General features: G+C 53.2%; 14 protein-coding genes. 8 read left to right on the forward strand and 6 right to left on the reverse strand.

Annotation, left to right across the window (positions count from 1 at the left end; translation table 11 throughout):
- Positions 1–44: 44 nt before the first annotated feature.
- The gene (gene ftsH, locus AB1483_12690; protein ID MEW6413306.1) at positions 45–1,994 is read left to right on the forward strand and encodes an ATP-dependent zinc metalloprotease FtsH; all 1,950 of its coding nucleotides are present in this window, start codon (positions 45–47) and stop codon (positions 1,992–1,994) included.
- 110 nt (positions 1,995–2,104) lie between these two features.
- Here the strand turns inward: ftsH and AB1483_12695 are convergent, their stop codons facing one another.
- The 4 genes from AB1483_12695 to AB1483_12710 form a co-directional block, all read right to left on the reverse strand.
- Positions 2,105–4,447 (reverse strand): SBBP repeat-containing protein, encoded by a 2,343-nt coding sequence (locus AB1483_12695; protein ID MEW6413307.1) that lies wholly within the window; start codon positions 4,445–4,447, stop codon positions 2,105–2,107.
- Positions 4,448–4,762: 315 nt separating this feature from the next.
- A complete protein-coding gene (locus AB1483_12700) occupies positions 4,763–7,099 on the reverse strand; it encodes an SBBP repeat-containing protein (GenBank protein MEW6413308.1) in 2,337 nt (778 codons plus the stop codon).
- A gap of 251 nt (positions 7,100–7,350) precedes the next feature.
- Positions 7,351–9,600, reverse strand: a complete 2,250-nt coding sequence (locus AB1483_12705; GenBank protein MEW6413309.1) for an SBBP repeat-containing protein — start codon at positions 9,598–9,600, stop codon at positions 7,351–7,353.
- A 392-nt stretch (positions 9,601–9,992) separates the two neighbouring features.
- The gene (locus AB1483_12710; protein MEW6413310.1) at positions 9,993–12,380 is read right to left on the reverse strand and encodes an SBBP repeat-containing protein; all 2,388 of its coding nucleotides are present in this window, start codon (positions 12,378–12,380) and stop codon (positions 9,993–9,995) included.
- 305 nt (positions 12,381–12,685) lie between these two features.
- Between AB1483_12710 and folP the strand changes: the two genes are divergently transcribed.
- The 7 genes from folP to mltG all read left to right on the forward strand — a co-directional run bounded on the left by folP (position 12,686) and on the right by mltG (position 20,025).
- Positions 12,686–13,537 (forward strand): dihydropteroate synthase, encoded by an 852-nt coding sequence (folP, locus tag AB1483_12715; protein MEW6413311.1) that lies wholly within the window; start codon positions 12,686–12,688, stop codon positions 13,535–13,537.
- Positions 13,534–14,295: a diadenylate cyclase CdaA gene (gene cdaA, locus AB1483_12720; protein MEW6413312.1), complete on the forward strand. Its 762-nt coding sequence runs from the start codon at positions 13,534–13,536 to the stop codon at positions 14,293–14,295. Before folP ends, cdaA begins: the two co-directional genes overlap by 4 nt.
- Positions 14,296–14,448: 153 nt before the next feature.
- Positions 14,449–16,251: a translation elongation factor 4 gene (lepA, locus tag AB1483_12725; GenBank protein MEW6413313.1), complete on the forward strand. Its 1,803-nt coding sequence runs from the start codon at positions 14,449–14,451 to the stop codon at positions 16,249–16,251.
- 102 nt (positions 16,252–16,353) lie between these two features.
- Positions 16,354–17,127, forward strand: coding sequence for a DpnI domain-containing protein (locus AB1483_12730; GenBank protein MEW6413314.1), 774 nt, complete (start codon positions 16,354–16,356; stop codon positions 17,125–17,127).
- Between the two features lie 101 nt (positions 17,128–17,228).
- Positions 17,229–18,488 (forward strand): asparagine synthetase B, encoded by a 1,260-nt coding sequence (locus AB1483_12735; GenBank protein ID MEW6413315.1) that lies wholly within the window; start codon positions 17,229–17,231, stop codon positions 18,486–18,488.
- A gap of 52 nt (positions 18,489–18,540) precedes the next feature.
- Positions 18,541–18,987 (forward strand): Holliday junction resolvase RuvX, encoded by a 447-nt coding sequence (gene ruvX, locus AB1483_12740; GenBank protein ID MEW6413316.1) that lies wholly within the window; start codon positions 18,541–18,543, stop codon positions 18,985–18,987.
- 9 nt (positions 18,988–18,996) lie between these two features.
- Positions 18,997–20,025, forward strand: a complete 1,029-nt coding sequence (mltG, locus tag AB1483_12745; GenBank protein ID MEW6413317.1) for an endolytic transglycosylase MltG — start codon at positions 18,997–18,999, stop codon at positions 20,023–20,025.
- Here the strand turns inward: mltG and AB1483_12750 are convergent.
- A complete protein-coding gene (locus tag AB1483_12750; protein ID MEW6413318.1) occupies positions 20,022–20,558 on the reverse strand; it encodes a GAF domain-containing protein in 537 nt (178 codons plus the stop codon). The genes mltG and AB1483_12750 overlap by 4 nt on opposite strands.
- A 12-nt stretch (positions 20,559–20,570) precedes the next feature.
- Positions 20,571–21,971 (reverse strand): sigma-54 dependent transcriptional regulator, encoded by a 1,401-nt coding sequence (locus AB1483_12755; GenBank protein ID MEW6413319.1) that lies wholly within the window; start codon positions 21,969–21,971, stop codon positions 20,571–20,573.
- Positions 21,972–21,975 lie beyond the last annotated feature (4 nt).

The following is a 21,975-nucleotide window of genomic DNA, read 5'->3' on the forward strand; positions in this document are numbered from 1 at the left end:
CGCATGTATAATAATGGAAGCAACAACTAAGAGGCAAAAGACACGTGGCTGATTTCGATAACAGACGACAACCCCGCAGAAGCAAAGACGACAACTCAAAAGAACCGGCCAATTGGCGTGGTCCCGGAAGGTCACTGATTTTCTGGGCCGGCTTGATCCTGGTCATGATCATGCTCTACTATTATCTCGGCGGCGCTCAACAGGAAGCCCCCGAGATAACTTATTCCGAATTCATAGACGAACTCGACCGGGGAAATATCTCCGAGGTTACCTTCGAGCAGAAGAAAATAGAAGGTACCCTCAGCGAGCCGCAACGGTTCGCTTCTGTCAGTTCTCCGGATGCGGTTACGAAGTTCAAAACTCGAATTCCTTTCGATGATTTTAACTATGAGCTGGTCAACCGGCTTCAACAGAAGGGCGTCAAAATTGTCGCCAAGGACGAAAGCCCGAACCTGCTTTTCTACATCTTCCAGGCGTCACCCTGGATAATCCTTATCTTAATCTGGCTGTTTTTCATCCGGCAGATGCAGGGCGGAGGCGGCCCGAGAGGTCTGTTCTCGTTCGGCAAGAGCAAGGCTAAACTTCTCAGCGAAGATCATCCGAAAGTCACTTTCAAAGATGTTGCCGGTGCGGATGAAGCCAAGGAAGAACTGCAGGAAATCATCGAATTTCTCAAAGAACCCGGTAAATTCCAAAAACTCGGCGGTAAAATACCCAAAGGCGCTTTGCTTCTGGGGCCGCCCGGTACGGGGAAGACGCTTCTGGCCCGCGCGGTGGCGGGAGAAGCCGGCGTGCCCTTCTTCTCGATGTCCGGCTCCGATTTCGTGGAAATGTTCGTCGGTGTCGGCGCCAGTCGCGTGCGCGACCTGTTCGACCAGGGCAAAAAGAACGCCCCGTGTATCATTTTCATCGACGAGATCGATGCTGTCGGGCGACATCGCGGTGCCGGTCTGGGGGGGGGACACGACGAGCGCGAACAAACTCTTAACCAGTTGCTGGTCGAGATGGATGGTTTTGAATCCAACGACGGCGTGATCCTTATCGCGGCCACTAACCGTCCCGATGTTCTCGATCCGGCCCTCTTAAGACCCGGCCGCTTCGACCGCCAGATTGTTGTACCTACGCCCGATGTTAAGGGCAGGGAAGGTATCCTTTCGGTCCACGTGCGAAAAATCAAGCTGGCTGGTGATGTTGACCTTCCGATTCTCGCCAGAGGCACCCCGGGAATGTCCGGCGCCGACCTGGCCAACATGGTCAACGAAGCGGCGCTGCTGGCCGCGCGCAAGGATCGCGATGCCGTTACGATGGATGACTTCGAGGAGGCCAAAGACAAAGTCATGATGGGCTCCGCCAGAAAATCGCTCGTTATCAGTAACGAAGAAAAAAGGATTATCGCCTATCACGAGGCAGGGCACACTCTGGTCGCCAAGTTTCTGCCCAAGGCGGACCCGATTCACAAAGTCACGATTATCCCGCGCGGTATGGCCCTGGGTGTCACACAGTCACTGCCGGTTGACGAGCGCCATACTCACTCCAAGGATTATCTCGAGACGACGCTCGCTGTTCTGATGGGTGGACGGGTAGCCGAATTGGTGGTATTCGACCAACTCGACACCGGCGCCGGAAACGATCTCGAACGAGCCACCAAACTGGCTCGCAAGATGGTTTGCAACTGGGGTATGTCAGCAAAAATCGGACCGGTGACATTCGGCAAAACCGAAGAACATATCTTTTTGGGGCGTGAAATCCAGCAACACAAGGACTACTCGGAAGCAACCGCTGTGGTTATTGACGACGAAGTCCGGGCTTTCATCGATAAAGCCGAGAAGACAGCCAAGGGAATCGTCTCCAAGAACATTGACAGCCTGCATAACTTGGCCAAAGCCCTGCTCGAGAGAGAAATTATCGACAGCCGCGAAGTCGATGAAATTATCGGTAACGTGTCCGGCGATGTCGAACCGAGCAAGCATCCCGCGCCCACTCCGGACCGCTGAGACTGCCGGCATAACACCGACTGGAAAATTAAGCCCCTCGATTGTGATCATCGAGGGGCTTTGCTTTTACGGCGGCAGAACACGCTGGGCGACTTCCTCAGCCGATACTTTTATTGACAGGCCACCGGAGGAGGTCCGAGTTTCCAGATATACTCGATCAGGTATACCAAATCCTGTGGATCGACCTCACCGTCACCATTTACGTCGGCTTCCTCTTCACACTCGGGTGCGCTGCCCTGTTTGTAAAGCCAATTGACAAAATAAAGTACATCCATAACATCGATATAATCGTGCGTGTCGTAGTCGGCATTGCCTGATCTTCCGTCGCAGCACCCGAAGTCAATCACCGTCAGATAAGCGTCACGGCTGCCAAGAAGTTCACCCTGGAGCGGGTCGGCCAGGGGAAAGTCTTCCGACACAGTGTAACCGGCGAAATAGGCCCGGCGCAAATCGTCAACAACAACCGACCAGCCTCCTTCCGCCCTGTGGCCGCCAAGATATGAACTGAACCCCAACTCGTTGCCCAGCGCGTCTATCTTTCCGATGAAAGCGTCCGCGGTGTCCGCGTTCATGAAATCATCCAATGGATCAACCATCGGGAAATCGAGCGAATAGGTGTATCCGGTCAGAAACATGTTGCCGTAGCGGTCTGTCCAGATGGCCTCTCCGTAGTCATCATCGGAGCCGCCGTAGAATGTGCTGAGAAGAAGGTTGGTACCCGACGCTGAAAACCGGGCGGCAAACGCATCGGCCCCGATGAAAGCGCCACCCATGTGATAAGGCTGAAATCCATTTACTATGGGCAGGTCGGGCGAGGCCGTGCCTCCCACTACGGAAAGCTGACCGCGCTCATCGACGAAAGCGCCCGTTATCCAGTCCGTGTGACAGCCTCCGAAGAACGTGCTGTAAACGAGAGCGTCGCCATCGGCGGAAAGCTTGGTAACAAAACCATCCACCGTTCCGCAAAAGGTGGAGTCATAAGCGTTAGCCAGACGAAAATCTTCCGAGTAAGTCTTGCCGGCGGTATAAACACATCCCTGAAGATCGACTACACAGACGTTACACTCGTCATCCTGGCCGCCGCCGAGATAAGTCGAGTATATCAGGCCGGTGCCATCAAGACTGAATTTGGATACCGTTACATCTTTAAGGCCCGTTCCAAACCACGGGAAAATGGGGTTGACGGTCGGAAAATCGCGCGAATAAGTCGACACCGCAACATACAGATGGCCGGCCGTATCCACAGCCGGAATGCCCTTCGCCTCGTCATCGGAACCGCCGAGATACGTACTGAACAGGATCTCGTTCCCAAGGGGACTCAACTTTACGACGAATACATCGCTCCAACCGCCAAGCGTGTTATCCAACGCATTGACGGTGGGGACGTCATCAGACATCGTGTGCGCTGCTATATACGCACATCCGTCTTTGTCCACGGTGAGACGGCTTATGTCGTCCTGCTCACTGCCTCCGAGATAAGTGGCGAACTCAATGACATTCGTCTCGGGACGCATCTTTATGACGAACAGATCCCAGTCGAGAATGGACGGGGTCTTGTCCTGCGCCGGATTGACAATCGGAAAATCAACCGAATTGGTGTACCCCACCAGGTAGACAGCGCCACTGGAGTCTATCTGCACGCCGCGGCAGTATTCACTCGAGGTACCACCGATGTAAGTGCTATAAGTCAAAACCGGGTCGATAATCAACGGCAACGAGCGATCATAACCCCCATCAAGCGAAAAACCGAAACTCAGAGGCGATATCTGACGGTAAGAACCAACCACCTCCACGCGGCCGGTAGATGTCTCCTGGTACACGTACGGACAACGCTCCGTAACCGTACCCCAACCAGTCTCCACCACCAACTCTCCCGAACCGTTCACATATATCCCATCGGCCCCCTCGTAACGAACCTCGATTACCGACGGATCCGCCCCGGCAGATACAATGAAATCATACTCCAGATACTCACCGTTGCCAAAATACCTCAAGTCTATTCCCGGATATAAACCCCGGTAGACAATCGACTCGAAGTTGGCTACATTGGTCCGCCATCGAGAAGGATCATTACCCAAGAAATAATTCGACCGATAATCGAGCTTGCCCTGACCGACTACCTCGGGGTTACCCCGGGCGCCGACAAAAGCAGCTTTTACCAGCATGACCTCGGTCGGTGAGGGACCCTGCCGGTCACGTCTGAGAGGTGATTCCCGGTCGGTCAGCTCCCGGCTAAACTGATAATAAGCACCGTCTCGGCCAAACCACATCGTGGCGGCCCCGGCGCTCGCTCTGAAAAGGATATTATCCTCCCATTGACCGGCGTTCTCTGTGAAGGACATGGGAGCAGTCGCGCTCAGACCGCTCAGTGAAGCGAACGCGTTGTAATCGGCGGTACCTATTGCGAGGGTGAGTATCAATACCAGTCCGATGGCGGTTGATTTTGCTGGCATATTCTTTTGGCCTCCAGGCTGCGTCGAATTGTACTCCGCTGACTTATTATAAAAGACAGATTATCCTGACGTTCTAAAGATGTCTGGTGAGGGGGTAATTCAATCTGTCAGGTGCGCGGCACAACGGCAGACAACTGAACAGGCCTGGCGCCATCCGTCCGGAGGAGGTGGAAACCCCGGAAAAGCCGGTACGCCCGGAGTCCGCTCAAAGCAGACCCCTTAATTGAATTCAGACACCTTCTCGATACTTAAACTCGAGAAGAGTTTTATGACAAAACACAGGTTTGTTAACTGTCCTGTGCCTGATATCGTTGACTAATAACATCCGGACGGCGCCGGACCTCCCTGCCAGATAAATGCTATGAGATACACCAGATCCTGTGGATCGAGCTGGCCATCTCCGTTTGCGTCAGCCTCCATCAGACAACCTGGCGCCGGGCCCTGCTTGTAGAGCCAACTGACAAAATACAGCACATCCATCGCGTCCACGTAATCGCCGGGGTCGTAATCGACATTGCCGACAATTCCCTCACAGCAGCCAAAGTCAATCATGCTGACGAAACCGTCGCGAGTCCCGAGCCGGTAAGGCTGTACCGGATCGACAATCGGGAAATTGGTCGATGTCGTGTATCCGGTGACATAGACCGACCGCAAATCGCTGATAACTACCGTCCGAGCCACATCGGCGGCGGAACCACCGAGATACGTGCTGAATTTGAGCTCGGAACCATCAGCTCCTACTCGCGCCACAAAGGCATCCGGTGTACCGACCATAGCAGCGAACAGAGGATCGACAAGAGGGAAATCAAATGAGTACGTGTAACCGGTCAGGTATACATCGTTGTACCTCCCCACACACATCCCCTCGCCGAAATCATCGTCGGTCCCACCCATGAAGGTGCTGTATAACAGGCTGCCGGCCGTCGGAGAAAACTTGCTGAGAAAAATATCATAGCCGAGATAGCCGCCGCCGGAGTGCACTGGCTGAAAACCGCCGACTATCGGCAGGTCGGTCGATGCCGTACCGCCGGCTACATAGATATTGCCGCTCCGGTCCAGGTCGAGAGCCGTGCAGAGCTCGCTGGAGGTACCACCGAAGTAGGTGCTGAAATCCAACACATTCCCGGAGCTGCCCAGCCTGGCTATAAAGCCATCTGTCGCACCGTCAAGAATAGCATCATAAGCATTGACTACCGGAAAATCTTTAGAGTACGTATAGCCGGTTAAATAGACTCGTCCCACACTATCAACGTGTAACCCGCGACCTTCCTCATCCTGGGTGCCGCCCAGGTATGTGCTGTACAACAGCTGATTTCCCGCGGATGTAAATTTAGTCACAGTCAGATCTTTTGACCCCTGGCCGGGCGATGCCTGATATGGATTCAAAAGCGGGAAATCCGACGAGTAGGTGGTGGTTGTCACATAGGCGTTGAAATTCTTATCTACAAAGATGCCGGTCCCAAAATCATCATCGGAACCACCAAGAAAAGTGCTGTATACGAGTTGGTCGCCGGCCGCGCTTATCTTCGTCAGGAGGGCGTCACTGGTGCCTCCAAGAGTGTTGTCATACGCGTTGACGAGAGGAAAGTCGCTCCCAAAGGTTCTGGCGACTATGTACGCGCACCCGTCTTCATCGATATCCATGCGGGGATTCTCTTCGCGGGCGATACTGCCCAGATATGTGCTGTAAACATACTGCCCGGTCTCGAAATTGATTTTGGATACCGTAATGTCCCAGTCCCCCGCCAGCGTGTTTTGCAGGGCGTTGACAACCGGATAGTCCGCCGAGTTGGTGACTCCCACTGTATACACGAAGCCTTCATCGTCTATCTGCACGCCCCAGCCATATTCACTCGCCCAACCCCCGATGTAAGTGCTGTGAGTCAAAACCGGGTCGATAATCAACGGCAACGAGCGATCATAACCCCCATCAAGCGAAAAACCGAAACTCATAGGCGATATCTGACGGTAAGAACCAACCACCTCCACGCGGCCGGTAGATGTCTCCTGGTACACGTACGGACAACGCTCCGTAACCGTACCCCAACCAGTCTCCACCACCAACTCTCCCGAACCGTTCACATATATCCCATCGGCCCCCTCGTAACGAACCTCGATTACCGACGGATCCGCCCCGGCAGATACAATGAAATCATACTCCAGATACTCACCGTTGCCAAAATACCTCAAGTCTATTCCCGGATATAAACCCCGGTAGACAATCGACTCGAAGTTGGCTACATTGGTCCGCCATCGAGAAGGATCATTACCCAAGAAATAATTCGACCGATAATCGAGCTTGCCCTGACCGACTACCTCGGGGTTACCCCGGGCGCCGACAAAAGCAGCTTTTACCAGCATGACCTCGGTCGGTGAGGGACCCTGCCGGTCACGTCTGAGAGGTGATTCCCGGTCGGTCAGCTCCCGGCTAAACTGATAATAAGCACCGTCTCGGCCAAACCACATCGTGGCGGCCCCGGCGCTCGCTCTGAAAAGGATATTATCCTCCCATTGACCGGCGTTCTCTGTGAAGGACATGGGAGCAGTCGCTGACTTAGCGAAAGCAGCCTCGTTGTGACCAAAACTGAAAAGAAAGATGAGGGCAGTTAAGGTTGTGGCGAAGGCGCTGGCGGTTGCGCGGCTACCTAACATGTAAAGAAACCTCCGGACGGAGTGCGTCTGATTAAGTATTTCGGGTATGTAAAAGGTTATGTATAAATATATGAATATACTGTGAAAAGTCAACCTGATTCGCCGTGAGTGCACGTACCTCAGCAGCATCCTGCAAGTTGCCGTCAGACCATGGCTGGTCTTACGTAAATCGCTATTGGGCAACAGCATATGCGGCTTGCCCCTCATGGGCCCAACCCCCTTTCTTATTGCCTGTCGGAAGCTTGTTTGTCCTATTCGCCGCAACTGGCGGGCTGCGGTCCGCTGCCGTACAAATATTCTACAAGAAATACCAGGTCTTCAATGTCAATTCTGCCGTTTCCGTCAGCATCCGCCTCCTCAAGGCAGTCTGGTCCCCCACCATGTTCAAATGACCACTGGACCGCATAGATGACATCAGCGACATCAACAACATCCAACACGTCTCCGTTTACATTGCCGCGGACACCCGAACAGCACCCTCCGGTGATAGCAGCAATGAATATGTCGCGGGTTCCTTTCCGGACGGACTGCAGCGGGTCCACCAGCGGAAAATCGGCGGATAAAGTATAACCAGTTATAAAGGCAGTCCCCGAGCCGTCAGCCTCAACCGACGTGGCTATGTCAGAACTGTCGCCTCCCAGGAATGTGCTATAGGTGAGCTCTTTCGCCTGACTACTGAGTCTGACGGCGAAAGCATCCGGACGATCAGTCACACCGAGCATATCATCCAATGCGTTGGCAAGAGGGAAATCAGGTGAGTAGGTGCTGCCGACAATATTTATTGATCCGAATGGTCCGAAAGCTATATCCTCCGAAAGATCGTCGTCAATCCCACCCAAATAGGTGCTGTAAACCAAATTGCGTCCGTCAGCGCTAAATCCTGTTACGAAGATATCAGTTCCCAGATAACCGGTATCCGGCGAGTGCTCTGCCTGGATGGGATTGAGAGTAGGGAAGTCGTCAGATTCAGTGTCTCCTACAACGGTTGCCTTGCCATCCTCGGTCACGTCCAGCGCATTACACCAATCATCGTCACTCCCGCCGATAAAGGTACTGTACTCAAGTGAAGTACCGTCGCTGCTGAACCTCACGAGAAACGCGTCCACTATCCCTTCGGTATTCTTGGCGAAGTTGTCGTCGAAGGCGTTGACCATCGGAAAGTCCGATGAGTACGTCTCGCCGGTAATATACGCTCTGCCCAAAGCGTCCACCTGTATATCCCTGGTGCGGTCATGTCCAGACCCACCAATATACGTGCTGTAAACAAGACTGCTGCCATCGGGCGTGATTTTTGTTACCCAGCTGTCATCATTCTTGACCAGATAGCTGCAGTAGGCATTAACGGTGGGGAAGTCGTCCGACTCGGTGATGCCGGTAAGGTACGCGCAGTCTGAGCTGTCAACTGCTATCCCGGTACCCCATTCATCGTGCATGCCCCCAAGGTAAGTGCTGTACACGAGTGAATCGCCATCACTTGAAATTTTCGCCACGAAGGCATCACTCAGGCCCTGTCTGGTTGAGTACAAGGCGCTGGCTGTTGGAAAATCGCTTGAAAAAGTCCTTCCTATCAGCAATATATTGTGATCGGAGTCAACCACCAGACGAGGATTCTCGTCATTACCGCTCCCCCCTAAATACGTGCTGTACAGCAAACCGTCCGCAGGATTCAGCTTGCTGACAAAAATATCCTTCTCTCCGCCGGCGTAGACTGACTGAAGGGGTTCCACCACGGGGTAGTTTGTTGAAAAAGTGTTGCCCGTCACATAAATGTTCCCATCGCCGTCAATATCGATCCCCCAGGCATATTCGCTCCCGCTTCCTCCAAGGTAGGTGGAGAACGTCAAAACCGGGTCGATTATCAGCCCTGCGTGGAAATTGACCCCGCCATTCAGTTCAAAACCAAAGGCCTCATCGGATAACACGGCAAAGGCGCCGTCAATTTCTGTTACCTTGGAATTATCAGCACCTTGCACAAAGAAACGGGGCCTGAGTTCTTCTACTAAACCGGCCTTTGCCTCGACAACCAGACTGCCGGTTCCACTGATACTGAGCCGAGTGGCCCCTTCGTATTTGACGCGAATCTGTGATGGATCCGCACCGGCGGAGACCATGTAATCATACTCGAGCTTCGTACCGTTCAAATAGTACCGGACGTCTATACCGGGGTAGATGTCTCTGTAGACGATTGCCTCGAAAGACGAGACCCCCATGCGCCAACGGGATGGATTGTTGCCGAGAAAAAAGTTGGATACGTGGCTGCTCAGTCCCTGCGGTTCAATGGTCAGCCTGTCTTTCGCTCCCAACCAGCGCGGCAGCAAGATATAATCCTCTGCGCTGAAATCCGTATTCTCGTCGCCTTTGTCATGAAGTTGGAAGCAGGGGCCACGATCAGTGAACCAAACCGTAGCGTCTTGCAGAATTACTCTGTACCGGACGGCATCGTCCCACTGCCCCCGATTCTCCGTGAAACCGGTAAGGGGGATTTCCGGCCTGTCAATCACCGGGCTGGACGCAATCACATGCGTCGGGAAGACCAGGAATACAATTAATACAAATTTTGTCAGAGACTTCAGAGTGAGGGAGACTCTGCTTGGGCCGACAGGAAAAAGTACCAACTTACTGCTGTTGCCTCACTTTGGTGTTAGCCAACGCTGCAATTAAAGAATACTAAAATTGCCGCATTTTGTCAAGAAATATCCCACCTGCCGCATCCGTTTTCCCTGACGAAGGCTGAGCAAGTGACAGTCCCCGTATGTGAAGTATCGGTAGGATTCCGATCGGCCTTCACCCGACAAGTCTTGTCAATTCGGGGGCGAAAACATCCCCGGCCCCAATGATTTTTCGAATGACACTGTGTACAAGATACGGGCTGGCCCACCGGTTGTGAATCAGGTCAATAACATGACATGGGGTAGGGTCCGAATTTATACACATAGTTGACCATATAAACAAGATCCAGCGAACTCACGGAACCATCGCCATCGACATCGCCTTCTTCGTCGCACGGCGGGTAGGGCCCCGCCTTGTACATGAAATCGACCAAATAGACCAGATCCATGGCGTCGGCATAATCGGCAATGTCACCATCGAGATTGCCCCTCATGCCCACGCAGCACCCGCCGTACACTTTTGAGAGGAAACCGTCGCGGGTCCCCAGGCGGGTCGATTGATACTGATTAACCAGCGGGAAATCCGATGATAACGTGTAACCGGCAATAAATACCTCCGCCTCGGCGCCGACATCAATCGTCTGGGCCAGGTCGGAGTTGTTACCTCCCACAAATGTGCTGTATATGAGTTGGTGGGTCAGGCCGTTGAATTTGGTTATATAGGCGTCGAGTTCACCACCCAGAGTACCATCGAGGCGATAAACAGTCGGAAAATCGATTGAATAGGTGCCGCCGGTGACATATACATCACCGTCGATATCTACCGCCACACCCTTCGCGTAATCGTCATCGGTACCGCCGAGATAAGTGCTATACGCCAATGAGCCCCCGTCGGAATTTACTTTTGTTACAAAGACATCGTTGCCTATGACACCTCCGCCTGAGAAGGTCGGCTGAAGGGCGCCAACGACCGGAAAGTCGTCGGACTCCGTCCCGCCAACCACCCACACATTCTGGTACGCGTCAATGGCGATAGCGTTTCCGTAGTCGTCGTCGTTACCTCCAAGATAGGTGCTGAAGGCGAGCTCTATTTCGCCCATCGTCACGGTCGTCGAAAGGGATGTGATTCTGTCGGCAGCCGGCCTTTTGTCACTGGTGAACTTGGTCACGAAACAGTCCACCGTACCATTGAGCTCATTGTCATAAGCGTTGAGAGTGGGAAAGTCGTTCGAATAAGTCACTCCGGTAACGAATATCGCCCCGACCTTTGTCACCGCGATACCGGTGGCCTCGTCATCCCTGAAGCCGCCCAGATAAGTGCTGTAACCGATAGCATCTCCCGCCTTATTAATCCGCGTAACAAAGGCATCGGATTCACCGTCAAGGTCGTCGTCGATTTCGTCCACGCAGGGGAAATCCATGGATCCGGTAATCCCCGTCAAATATGCGTTCCCGTAACCGTCAATAGCTACCCCGGTGAGCCACTCATCAACAGATCCTCCCAAAAGTGTGCTGTATAACAGGGAACTTCCGCCACTCGATATTTTTGCCACAAAAGCATCATTGGTGCCCCCAAGTGTCGCGTCAAGAGCAGCGGCCAGAGGAAAGTCGGGCGAGTAAGTTCTGCCGGCTACAATGATGTTGCTGTTACCGTCCACGTCAAGGCGCGGGTTTTCTTCACGGTCGCTACCCCCGAAATAGGTGCTGAAGAGAATCACATTCCCGGCCGAAGAAAACTTGGTGATGAAAACATCCCAATCCCCGGCAAAATCCTCCTGAAGAGCATTTACCGAAGGGAAATCAACGGAGTAAGTATGACCGCACACAACCGGGTTGTCATACTTATCCACCGCGACACCCCAAATATACTCACTCGCGGAACCGCCAATATACGAGCTGTAGGTCAGCATCGGATCGATCACCAGCGGCAGCGACGGATCAAAACCGCCGTCGAAAGAAAAGCCGAAACTGGTCGGTGAAATCATTCGGTAGGAACCGGCTACCTCTATGCGACCGGCACCGTCTTCCTGGTACACATACGGTCTGAGCTCCGTTACCGAACCCCAACGAGTCTCCACCACCAACTCACCGGCGCTGTTCACATACAAACCGTCAGCGCCGTCGTAGCGCACCTCAATACGCGACGGATCCGCGCCGGGGGCCACTATGAAGTCATACTCCAGCTTCTCACCATTGCCGAAGTATTTCAAATCTATGCCCGGATAGAGGTCGCAATACATGATCGATTCATAGTTGGGTACATCTGATCGCCACCGCGATGGATCACTGCCAAGAAAATAGTTGCATTTATAATCGAGCTTGTCCTTGCCAACCACTACGGGATTGCTGTGCGCGCCGACAAACGATGCCCGGATCATCATGACCTCAACTTCACCGGGACCCTGCTTATATGGCTTCTCCGAGGGCTCAAAGTCGGTCAACTCCCGGGCAAATTGGTAATAGGCACCATCACGGCCAAACCACAAGGTCACGGCTCCGGCGCCGGCTCTGAACTGGATGTTTTCGTCCCATTGACCGGCATTCTCCGTGAATGACATTGGACTGTTGATTACCATATCTTCTACGGAGGCGGTCAGGACGCTTTCGGCGGCAAAGACGGTGATTAATGCTGTCAATACCAAGCCGATGGTGAGGAAAAACCTGGCTGACATGTGAGGTAATGCTCCTGTCCGTTAAGACTGTTCAAGCAACTTACTGCTGTAGACTTTATGAAAAAATGGGTTGTACTTCGGCCCTTTTATAAAGTATACCCTTCCAGCCAGGATTTGTCAAGCCAAAATGGTCCTTCCAACACTATGTTTCGAACTTCCATCCAACCCGTGCCGTGCCCGCCCGACACGGAATATCTTCCGTAACCCGTTTTATTACTTGATATTCCAGTCCATTCTCTTTTTAATGCCTGTGGCGCGGGTAATAGGCTCACAATATCAGCAAGATTACGGAGCGAAAATAAGACTTGAGCATAAAAACGATTCCACTGACGTCCGGCCGAAATCTGTTTCTTTCCAGCACCCTCGTTATGGGTGTGCTGAACCTGACACCGGACTCGTTCTCCGATGGAGGCAGTTACAAAAACGCCGATGCTGCCGTTGACCGTGCGCTCGAAATGGAACGCCAGGGAGCCGACATTATCGACATCGGTGGAGAATCTACCCGCCCCGGAGCCAAAATGGTCCCGGCAGCAGAAGAAATCGAGCGCGTTGTGCCGGTGATCAAGGCATTAAGAGCATCCTCGACCATACCCATCTCCATAGATACCTATAAGGCCACGACCGCAAAGGCGGCGCTCGATGCCGGCGCGGATATTGTCAACGATATCTCCGCCCTCAGATTCGACCCCGACCTGGCACAAGTCGTCTCTGCCGGTAAAGTACCTTTAATCATGATGCACATGCTGGGTACGCCGGCTACTATGCAAAATAGTCCGCACTACGATGATTGTGTCGGCGAACTCATGGATTTCTTTTCCGAACGCCTCGCCTTCTGCGAAAAACAGGGAATAGACACCGGCAAAGTGATCCTTGATCCGGGCATCGGCTTTGGAAAACGCCTCGAGGACAATCTCTACATTTTGTCCGAACTGGCCCGATTCAAAAAACTCGACAAACCTTTACTTGTGGGAACGTCAAGAAAGTCTTTTATTAAGATGGTCCACCCGACGGACAAACCGGCCCGCGAGCGAATCGGCGGATCGATAGCCTCAATGATAATGGCCGTGATGAACGGGGCTGATATCGTGCGAGTCCACGACGTGGCCGAGACGGTTGAAGCTCTAAAGGTCCTGCGGGCCATAAGGGAAGGCATATGACGCTCTTTCGTATAGATTTCGTTCAGTTCGGCCTGAAAGACCTGGTCGATGTCCTGATCGTTTCGTTCATCATTTTCCAGATGCTCAAGCTGGTCAAAGGCACCCGCTCGGTCCAGATTATTTTCGGCCTGTTTCTGGTCGCCGGCGTGGCCTTCATTGCCTACTGGTTTCAACTCGAAGGACTGACCTGGCTGTTTTCGAATCTGACGACCTTCGGACTTATCGTGCTCGTGATAGTCTTCCAGCCCGAACTTCGCTCGGTATTGGCCCAACTCGGCCAGAGCCGTTTGCTCAGGCGATTTGCTACCCTCGAGCAACGCAAGACTCTCGAAGAAATCAGCCGTGCCATTCTGCGCTTGTCGGAACTCAGACATGGCGCCTTGATCGTCATCGAACGCCGCACCGGCCTGCGAAATTTCGCCGAAACCGGAAAAGAACTCAACGCCGAACTGTCTTCGGAGATGCTCATCACCCTGTTTGCTCCCTACACTCCTCTCCACGATGGCGCCGTGATTGTCTCCGGCGATCACATCGTGGCCGCGGCGACATCGCTCCCCCTGACATCGAACCCGCGCTTCCGCAAGCTCTACGGTATGCGCCACAAAGCCGCCATTGGCGTCAGTGAGGTTTCCGATGCGGTCGTGGCGGTGGTCTCCGAAGAAACCAGCCAGATTTCAATCGCCTTCGAAGGCGTCCTCTACCGCGATATAAACAAGGCCGAATTCCGCGACCGGCTGGCTGAGTTTTACCGAAAATAACAACCCGAAACGACGACAAAATCTCTCAATTGACAAAAACGCCTCTTTCAGCTATCTTGGCCTGCCAAAGGTACTGACTTTTTTTGAGTCGATATTTCTCGACCGCAGCCCGGCAACTGCTATTGTCGGGATTATTTTTGACCGGTGACAGCAATGCAGGATATAAAGAAAATAAGAAACTTTTCGATCATCGCCCACATCGACCACGGCAAATCCACCCTGGCCGACCGGCTGTTACAGGCCACGCACACGTTGACGGTGCGCGAGATGAAAGAGCAGGTGCTGGACTCGATGGATCTCGAGCGTGAACGCGGCATCACTATCAAGGCTCACGCCATAAGACTGCTCTACAAAGCAAATAGCGGCGAAACATATCGCTTCAACCTTATCGATACCCCCGGCCACGTGGATTTCACCTACGAAGTCAGCCGCTCTCTGGCGGCTTGCGAAGGAGCCCTGCTTGTGGTCGACGCTTCTCAGGGAATCGAGGCGCAAACTCTATCGAATCTTTATCTGGCCATGGAGAACGATCTCGAAGTCATCCCGATTGTCAATAAAATTGACCTCCCCAACGCCGAGCCGGATAGAGTGGTCGGAGAGCTCGCTGACCTGCTCGGCTGTGACGAAGCCGATGTTCTCAAAGTCTCGGCCAAGAAGGGGATAGGTGTCGATGAAGTCCTTGAAGCAATCGTCGCGCGCGTACCGGCCCCCAAGGGCGACCCCGATGCCCCCCTGCAGGCGATGGTGTTCGACTCCGTCTTCGATAGCTACCGGGGCGCCATGCCGCTGGTCAGGGTGGTCAATGGCACACTGAGAACCGGCGATAAAATCAAATTCTTCTCCACCGGTAAGGTTTACGAGACCGATGAGGTCGGCCACCTGAGACTGACAAGGGTTCCGCAGGAAGAATTGTCGGCCGGCGATGTTGGCTATTTCTTCGCCTCGATTCGCGAAGTCGCCGATACCAAAATAGGCGATACGATAACGACCGCCAAAGACCCGGCCAAAACCGCGCTGAGCGGGTTTGTCGATGTTAAACCAATGGTCTTTTCCGGTCTGTACCCGGCAATCGCCGAAGACTACACCCGCCTTCGGGAATCCCTCGAAAAACTCACCCTCAACGATTCATCGCTCAAATTCACCCCGGAATCTTCGACTGCTCTCGGCTTCGGCTTCCGCGTCGGTTTTTTGGGCCTTTTGCACATGGAAATCGTCACCGAGCGGCTCTCGCGCGAATACGGTCAGACTATCATCAACACTGTCCCCAACGTGGAGTACCACGTTTTCAAAAATGACGGCTCGATGACCGTTGTGGACAACCCGGCCAAGATGCCCCCCTCGAATCTTGTCGATTATGTCGAGGAGCCGTTCGTCGATTCTCAGGTGATTGTCCCCGATGATTATATCGGCGCCATAATGAAACTGGGCACCGAGCGGCGCGGCGAGTACAAAACCACCGAATATCTGGCCGCCAAGCGGGTGAGTATTTCCTACGCCTTTCCGCTCTCAGAGATAATTTTCGATTTTTACGATAAACTCAAATCCGTTACCCGCGGATATGCCTCGTTCGATTACGGTATTCCTTACTACAAGCGCTCTGATCTGGTGAAACTCGATATCCTGATAAACAGCGAGCCGGTTGATGCTCTCTCGGTCATCATCTACCGTGAAAGCGCCTACAAATGGGGCCTGAGCATGAACGAGAAGCTCCACCAGTTGATACCTCGCCAGATGTACGAGGTTGTCATTCAGGCCGCTATCGGCAGCCGGATTGTGAGCCGAGCCACCGTCAAGCCGCTTCGCAAAAACGTCACCGCCAAATGCTACGGGGGAGATATCACCCGCAAACGCAAGCTTTTGGAGCGCCAGAAAGAGGGGAAGAAGCGGATGAAGCAGTTTGGCCGGGTGGAGATCCCTCAGGAAGCCTTCCTGGCCGCCCTCAAAATCGAGCGGTAGCGGGGACCAACCCGGGTACACGAAAACCTTTACTGCTTGCGATTTTAAAAATGAAGGTGCATTGTGTGTCCGTAAAGCATGAACCCATGCATCGAAGATCGTATGCGCACTACTTTTAATCTGAAACTGGCGAAATATTACAAAAGCCCATCCCAACAAATTCGCATTATGTCTGAGGCATGGGTCGCCTCGGAGGTTTATTGTCCTGGGTGTGGATTGAATGTCGAACAATACGAGCCCGGTCGCCCGGTAGCCGATTTCTTTTGTGCGGGGTGCAGGGAGGACTACGAACTCAAGAGCAAGAAAAGCAAGATTGGGCGCAAGATCATCGACGGTGCGTTTGATTCCATGATGCAACGTGTGGGAAGCGACACCGCCCCAAATTTCTTCATGCTGACATATGAACCAGCGGTTTTCGAGGTGACGAACCTTATGGTTATTCCTCGGCATTTCTTCAGTCATCAGATCATCGAAAAGCGTAAGCCATTGGCCGGCACCGCTCGCAGGGCGGGCTGGGTAGGATGCAATATTTGTATTAACAGAATTCCTGACAGCGGCAAGCTATATTACATTAAGCAGAATAAGATTATCCCAAAAGAGCTGGTGATACGCCGCTTCAACAAGACCGCTTTTTTAAGGGAGAGTCGCAATACGGAATCTCGTGGTTGGCTCATTGATATCATGTCATGCTTGGATTCTTTGGGAAAACAGGAATTCAGTCTTCAAGATGTGTACAAATTCGAGTCAGTTCTCGCTGCTGGCCATCCGTCTAATAAACATATCAAGGACAAGATCAGACAGCAATTACAGGTTCTCAGGGACAGAGGGTACCTCGAGTTTGTGAGCCCCGGCCGCTATCGACTGGTCCAAACATGACCCCGGTCACCTGCCTCCGACAAGGTCTGATGCAACCAATCCCCCCATTTAGCGTTAAAACAGTAGTTGCCTGACCGCAAAAGGTTAGTAACTTAACAACTATGAAAATTTGCCGTTATATACTCGCAGCCCTCCTGCTCCCGCTGAACCTGTTGGCGGCCTCCGTCTTTATACCTATGGATAAATCCCAAACCGACCACCTAAAAGCCTACGGCGTCGTCTATAAAGCCCTCGAAAAAGGCTCCAAAGCCGAATGGCTGCTCAACTATCAGGGCGGCTCGTTCCTTATCGATTACTCTCCCGATATCGTCAATCTCTGCCTGCTCGCGGGCGTCAAGTATCAGCAGGTCGGCGAAGGCGATATAGCGGATATCTACCGGATAATCGAAGTCGAAAACATGGAAAGAGTAGAACTCGAAAAAGCGCCATCGATCGCCGTCTATTCGCCGCCTTCGATGCAGCCCTGGGATGATGCCGTCACCCTCGCGCTAACCTATGCGGAAATCAAATACGATGTTATCTGGGACGAAGAAGTCCTGACAGGCGCTCTTGACGACTACGATTGGCTTCACTGCCACCACGAAGATTTCACCGGCCAATACGGCAAATTCTACGCCGCCTTCCGCCAACAGCTCTGGTATCAGGCCGATGTTTCCGCCAACGAAGAAATGGCCAAAAAGCTGGGCTACAGCAAAGTTTCGCTGATGAAACTCGATGTCGCCAAAACGATCTACGACTATGTCCGCCGCGGCGGATTTCTGTTCTCGATGTGCTCCGCGCCGGAGACTATTGATATCGCTCTCGCCGCCGATGGTGTGGATATAGTGCCGCGCGAGTTCGATAGCGACCCGGTCGATCCCGGATGCCAGGAGAAACTCGATTTCTCCAAAACATTCGCCTTCGAGAATTTCGAAATAACCACCGACCCGCTTCTATACCGCCACTCCAACATCGACACCTACCCCGATCGCCAGATTCGCTTCCCGCGAACCACCGATGATTTCTTCTACCTGTTCGACTTCGCCGCCAAACTCGACCCCGTTCCCACCATGCTCACCCAGGACCACGTGAACACTGTCAACGGCTTCATGGGGCAGACAACCGGTTTTCGCAAATCACTGCTGAAAAAATTCGTCACCATCCTGGCCCAGCCGGATAACTACGACGAGGTGCGATATATCCACGGAAGTCTCGGGCGCGGCACTTTCACCTTTCTGTCCGGCCACGATCCCGAAGATTACCAGCACATGGTTCACGACCCGCCGACTGATTTGGGCCTCTACAAGAACTCGCCGGGCTACCGGTTGATTTTGAACAATATCCTTTTCCCGGCTGCCAAGAAAAAAGAACGCAAAACCTGATTGAGGCAGTATCAAAGTTGACGGCTGTTTAACTGGCAGCTAAATTACACCCATGACATCAGACTACAACCGGACATTCATAGCCATCGACTACGGTTCCCGGCGCATCGGGCTTGCCAAGAGCGACCCCACCGGCACAATAGCCTCGGCCCTGACCACCCTCGAAGTAAAATCCGACAAGCACGCCCTGGAGTCATTGCGCACCGTCATCGAAGAGTATGGCCCCAATGGCATAGTCATCGGCTACCCCCTTCTGAAATCCGGTGACAAAAGCGAAAAATGTCTGGAAATTGACCGATTCATCGAAAAACTGAAGGCGTTTTACAGCGGCCCGATTGAAAAAGTCGACGAGCAGTATTCCTCACAGGAGGCCGCGACTATTATCCACGCCCACGGCAAAAAAACAGGCCAGGACAAAAAGAGAATCGACCGGCTGGCGGCCGTGATTATCCTCCAGCGCTATCTGGATGAACACCCGCCGAAAGCGCAGCAGGGATAAAGCACTGATATGAGCAGACGAAATAGAAAAAAGATGAGCCTCAAAACTGTCATTATTTTTGCGGCTCTGCTGATAGTCGTTGTGGCTGCCTACACCTACCGCGCCTACACCCGCACGATTGATATCGGCGATCGCGTCGTCACCGTTGTCATCAAACCCGGTGACACGCTCAGCCGGATAGCCCGGCAACTCGTCGATAAAGGCGTGGTCGAGTCAAAAGCCATGCTGGTCTATCCCGCTCGCCTGATGAACCTCGACCGTAAGTTGACCCCCGGACGCTACGATTTCACCGGCGAAAACTCCTGTCGGTCGGTCCTCGCAAGGCTCGAAGCAGCCGACTTTCTCAAAGTCAAACTGACCATCCCCGAAGGCGCCACAAAATGGAAAGTAGCTTCTATAGTAGCAGAAAAACTCGGGCTCGACTCTACGACATTCATGGCGCTCGACAAAGACTCCGCGTTTCTCGCCGCACACGAATTACCCGGCCTCGAGGGTTACCTCTTCCCGGAAACCTATTTCATTCCGTGGGGCGTTGATGAAGCGTATGTGGCCAACGAAATGATAGACATGTTTCACCGGCAGACCGACACCATCTGGCCCGAGAACATAATCGACGGCCACAGCCGCTACGATATAGTTAAACTGGCCTCCATCGTCGAGGCGGAAACAGGCATCAAAGACGAACGCCGTCTGGTAGCGTCGGTTTACCACAACCGGCTGCGCAAAAGAATGAAACTGGACGCCGATCCCACCGTGATATATGGCTTGGGCGGCCTCGACCGACCCCTCTGGACAAAAGATCTGCGCAAAGACTCACCCTACAACACCTACATGCGTAGGGGACTGCCTCCCACACCGATAAACTCTCCGGGGTTGGCGTCGCTGCGGGCGGCCCTCAATCCCGAACAGACGGATTATTACTATTTTGTGGCTGATGAAACCGGCGGGCACTATTTCTCTAAGACAAACGCGGAGCACAACCGCGCCAAGGAGAAAATAAAAGCCGCCCTGAAAGAAAAATCGAGTGGCTCCAATTAGGAGAAGGAAATCTTCTCGCGGATCACTCCCGCGAAATCAGTAACGATATCGTCGAGGTCACCTTCTTCAAACAACGTAAACGCCGTCGGCTTCTCGGAACTGAATCCCAGTAGGCCGATAACCTCGCCCTCGTGCTTCAGCGGCTGCAGTACGAACGATCTCGAATCATCATCGAGCAGAAGCTTCCGTTCAAAAAAATTCCCGCTGAAACTGTCACAGAAATTCTCGGTGTAAACGCTTCCCTGCTCGGCGACTCTCTCGAAAAGGGAAGAGTCACTGGGAAGCTTGATGGACAACCCCTCGTGCATCTGGCCGTTGTTCCAGGTAGAAACGGCTGCCAGCGGCGCGTTCATATCGGCTTTGAGCAGCAAGACCCCTTTGTTGATGTTAAACTTTGTGCTTAGCCGCCTTGTCAGGTCGAAAAAAACTTCCGATGGCTCTCCGCCTCCATTTGCCGGAGCGCCCAAAGCGTTTTCCGTGCCGACCTGTTCAGGTGCTATGCCCCCGCTGTGGTTGGCTTTAGACTTTTTCACTGTCTTTCCCTGCTATGATGTTACCGTTTCCTTGCTCAGGTTGTATTTTTTCACTTTGCGCCAGAGCGTGGTTCTTCCAATGCCCAGCTCCTGCGCTGTCTGCGTAAAATTCCAATTGTTCTCTGCGAGCGCTTTGATGATGATCGTCCGCTGACCCTCGTCGAGACGACCTGTCCTGGTCTCCGGCGCCTTTGTGCTCACCTGCGAAGCCGCAACCGGTATGTCGCTGTCGGTCGAGATAAACAGCACATCATCAGCATCAATTCGGTTTTCCCGGCAGAGCGCCGCCGCTCTCTTGAGTGTATTCTCCAGTTCGCGCACATTACCCGGCCAGCGATGACTGATAAGCAGATCAAGCGCGTTGCGGGTAATCTCGAAATACGGACGGTTCATCTCGTGCGCCACGCGCCTGAGGAAATACTCCGACAGCATCTCGATATCTTCCGGACGTTCGGCGAGAGACGGCATCTGTAACGGCAACACGGAGAGCTGATAGAACAACTCACGGGAGAAACAGCCCTCGTCCACCATTGATGCCAGGCCGGTGCTGCTCGCGGCTATAATCCTCAAATCGAGTTTGGTCGGCAGCGCCTGTCCCTGGGCTCTGATAGTAAAGTCACGAAGGAAACTCATAAGGCGCGGCTGAGCCGACGGTGGAATCCTGTCAACATCGTCAAAGAAGATCGTGCCGCCATTGGCCTCCATCAGCAGGCTCTTGCTGTGACTCGAATCCGGCGCTCCCGCGACAGAGGTCTCCCCAAAAAGCTGCGCCTCGAACAGGCTCTCGGGTAGTGACGAGCAGTCGATCGTCACGAACGGGTTTTTTCGACGGGCTGAGTGGTGATGAATTACACGGGCGACAAGCTCCTTGCCCGAGCCAATCGGACCGTTAATCATTACCGAAATATCGGTCGGCGCGATTCTTCTGAGCGTTTCTTTCAATTTGGTGATAGGTTTCGAGTTGCCCACGATATTGTCAAACCCGTAGCTCATCGCTACGTGCTGTCTGAGGCTTGTCAGTTCCCGCTTCATCTGACCCATCGCGAGCGCTTTCTTTATCCGCATTACGAATTCTTCCGTGCTGTTGGCCGACGTAAGACAGTCATGTACCCCCGACCGAACGAATTCCAGCGCCAGTTCGGTGTCGCTGGAGGGAAGCACCACGATAGTCTCCATCCAGGGATAGGAGGATTTGAGCTTCTTCAGGGTGATATCATCGGTCGAGGTGGCGTTGCCTACGATAGCCAGACAGAATGCCGTGTCTGTGGCAATCCGGAGCGCTTCCTGCGATGAACTCGCCGCGACCAGTTGATACTTTTCCGAATCAAGCAGGCGCGAGAGTGCCCCGGTTTGTTCATCGGTGATATTCAAAAGCAGGATCTTGCTTCTATTGGTATTGTTTATCGTTTTCATAGTC

The organism is Candidatus Zixiibacteriota bacterium (assembly GCA_040756055.1).
Taxonomy (GTDB): Bacteria; Zixibacteria; MSB-5A5; order GN15; family FEB-12.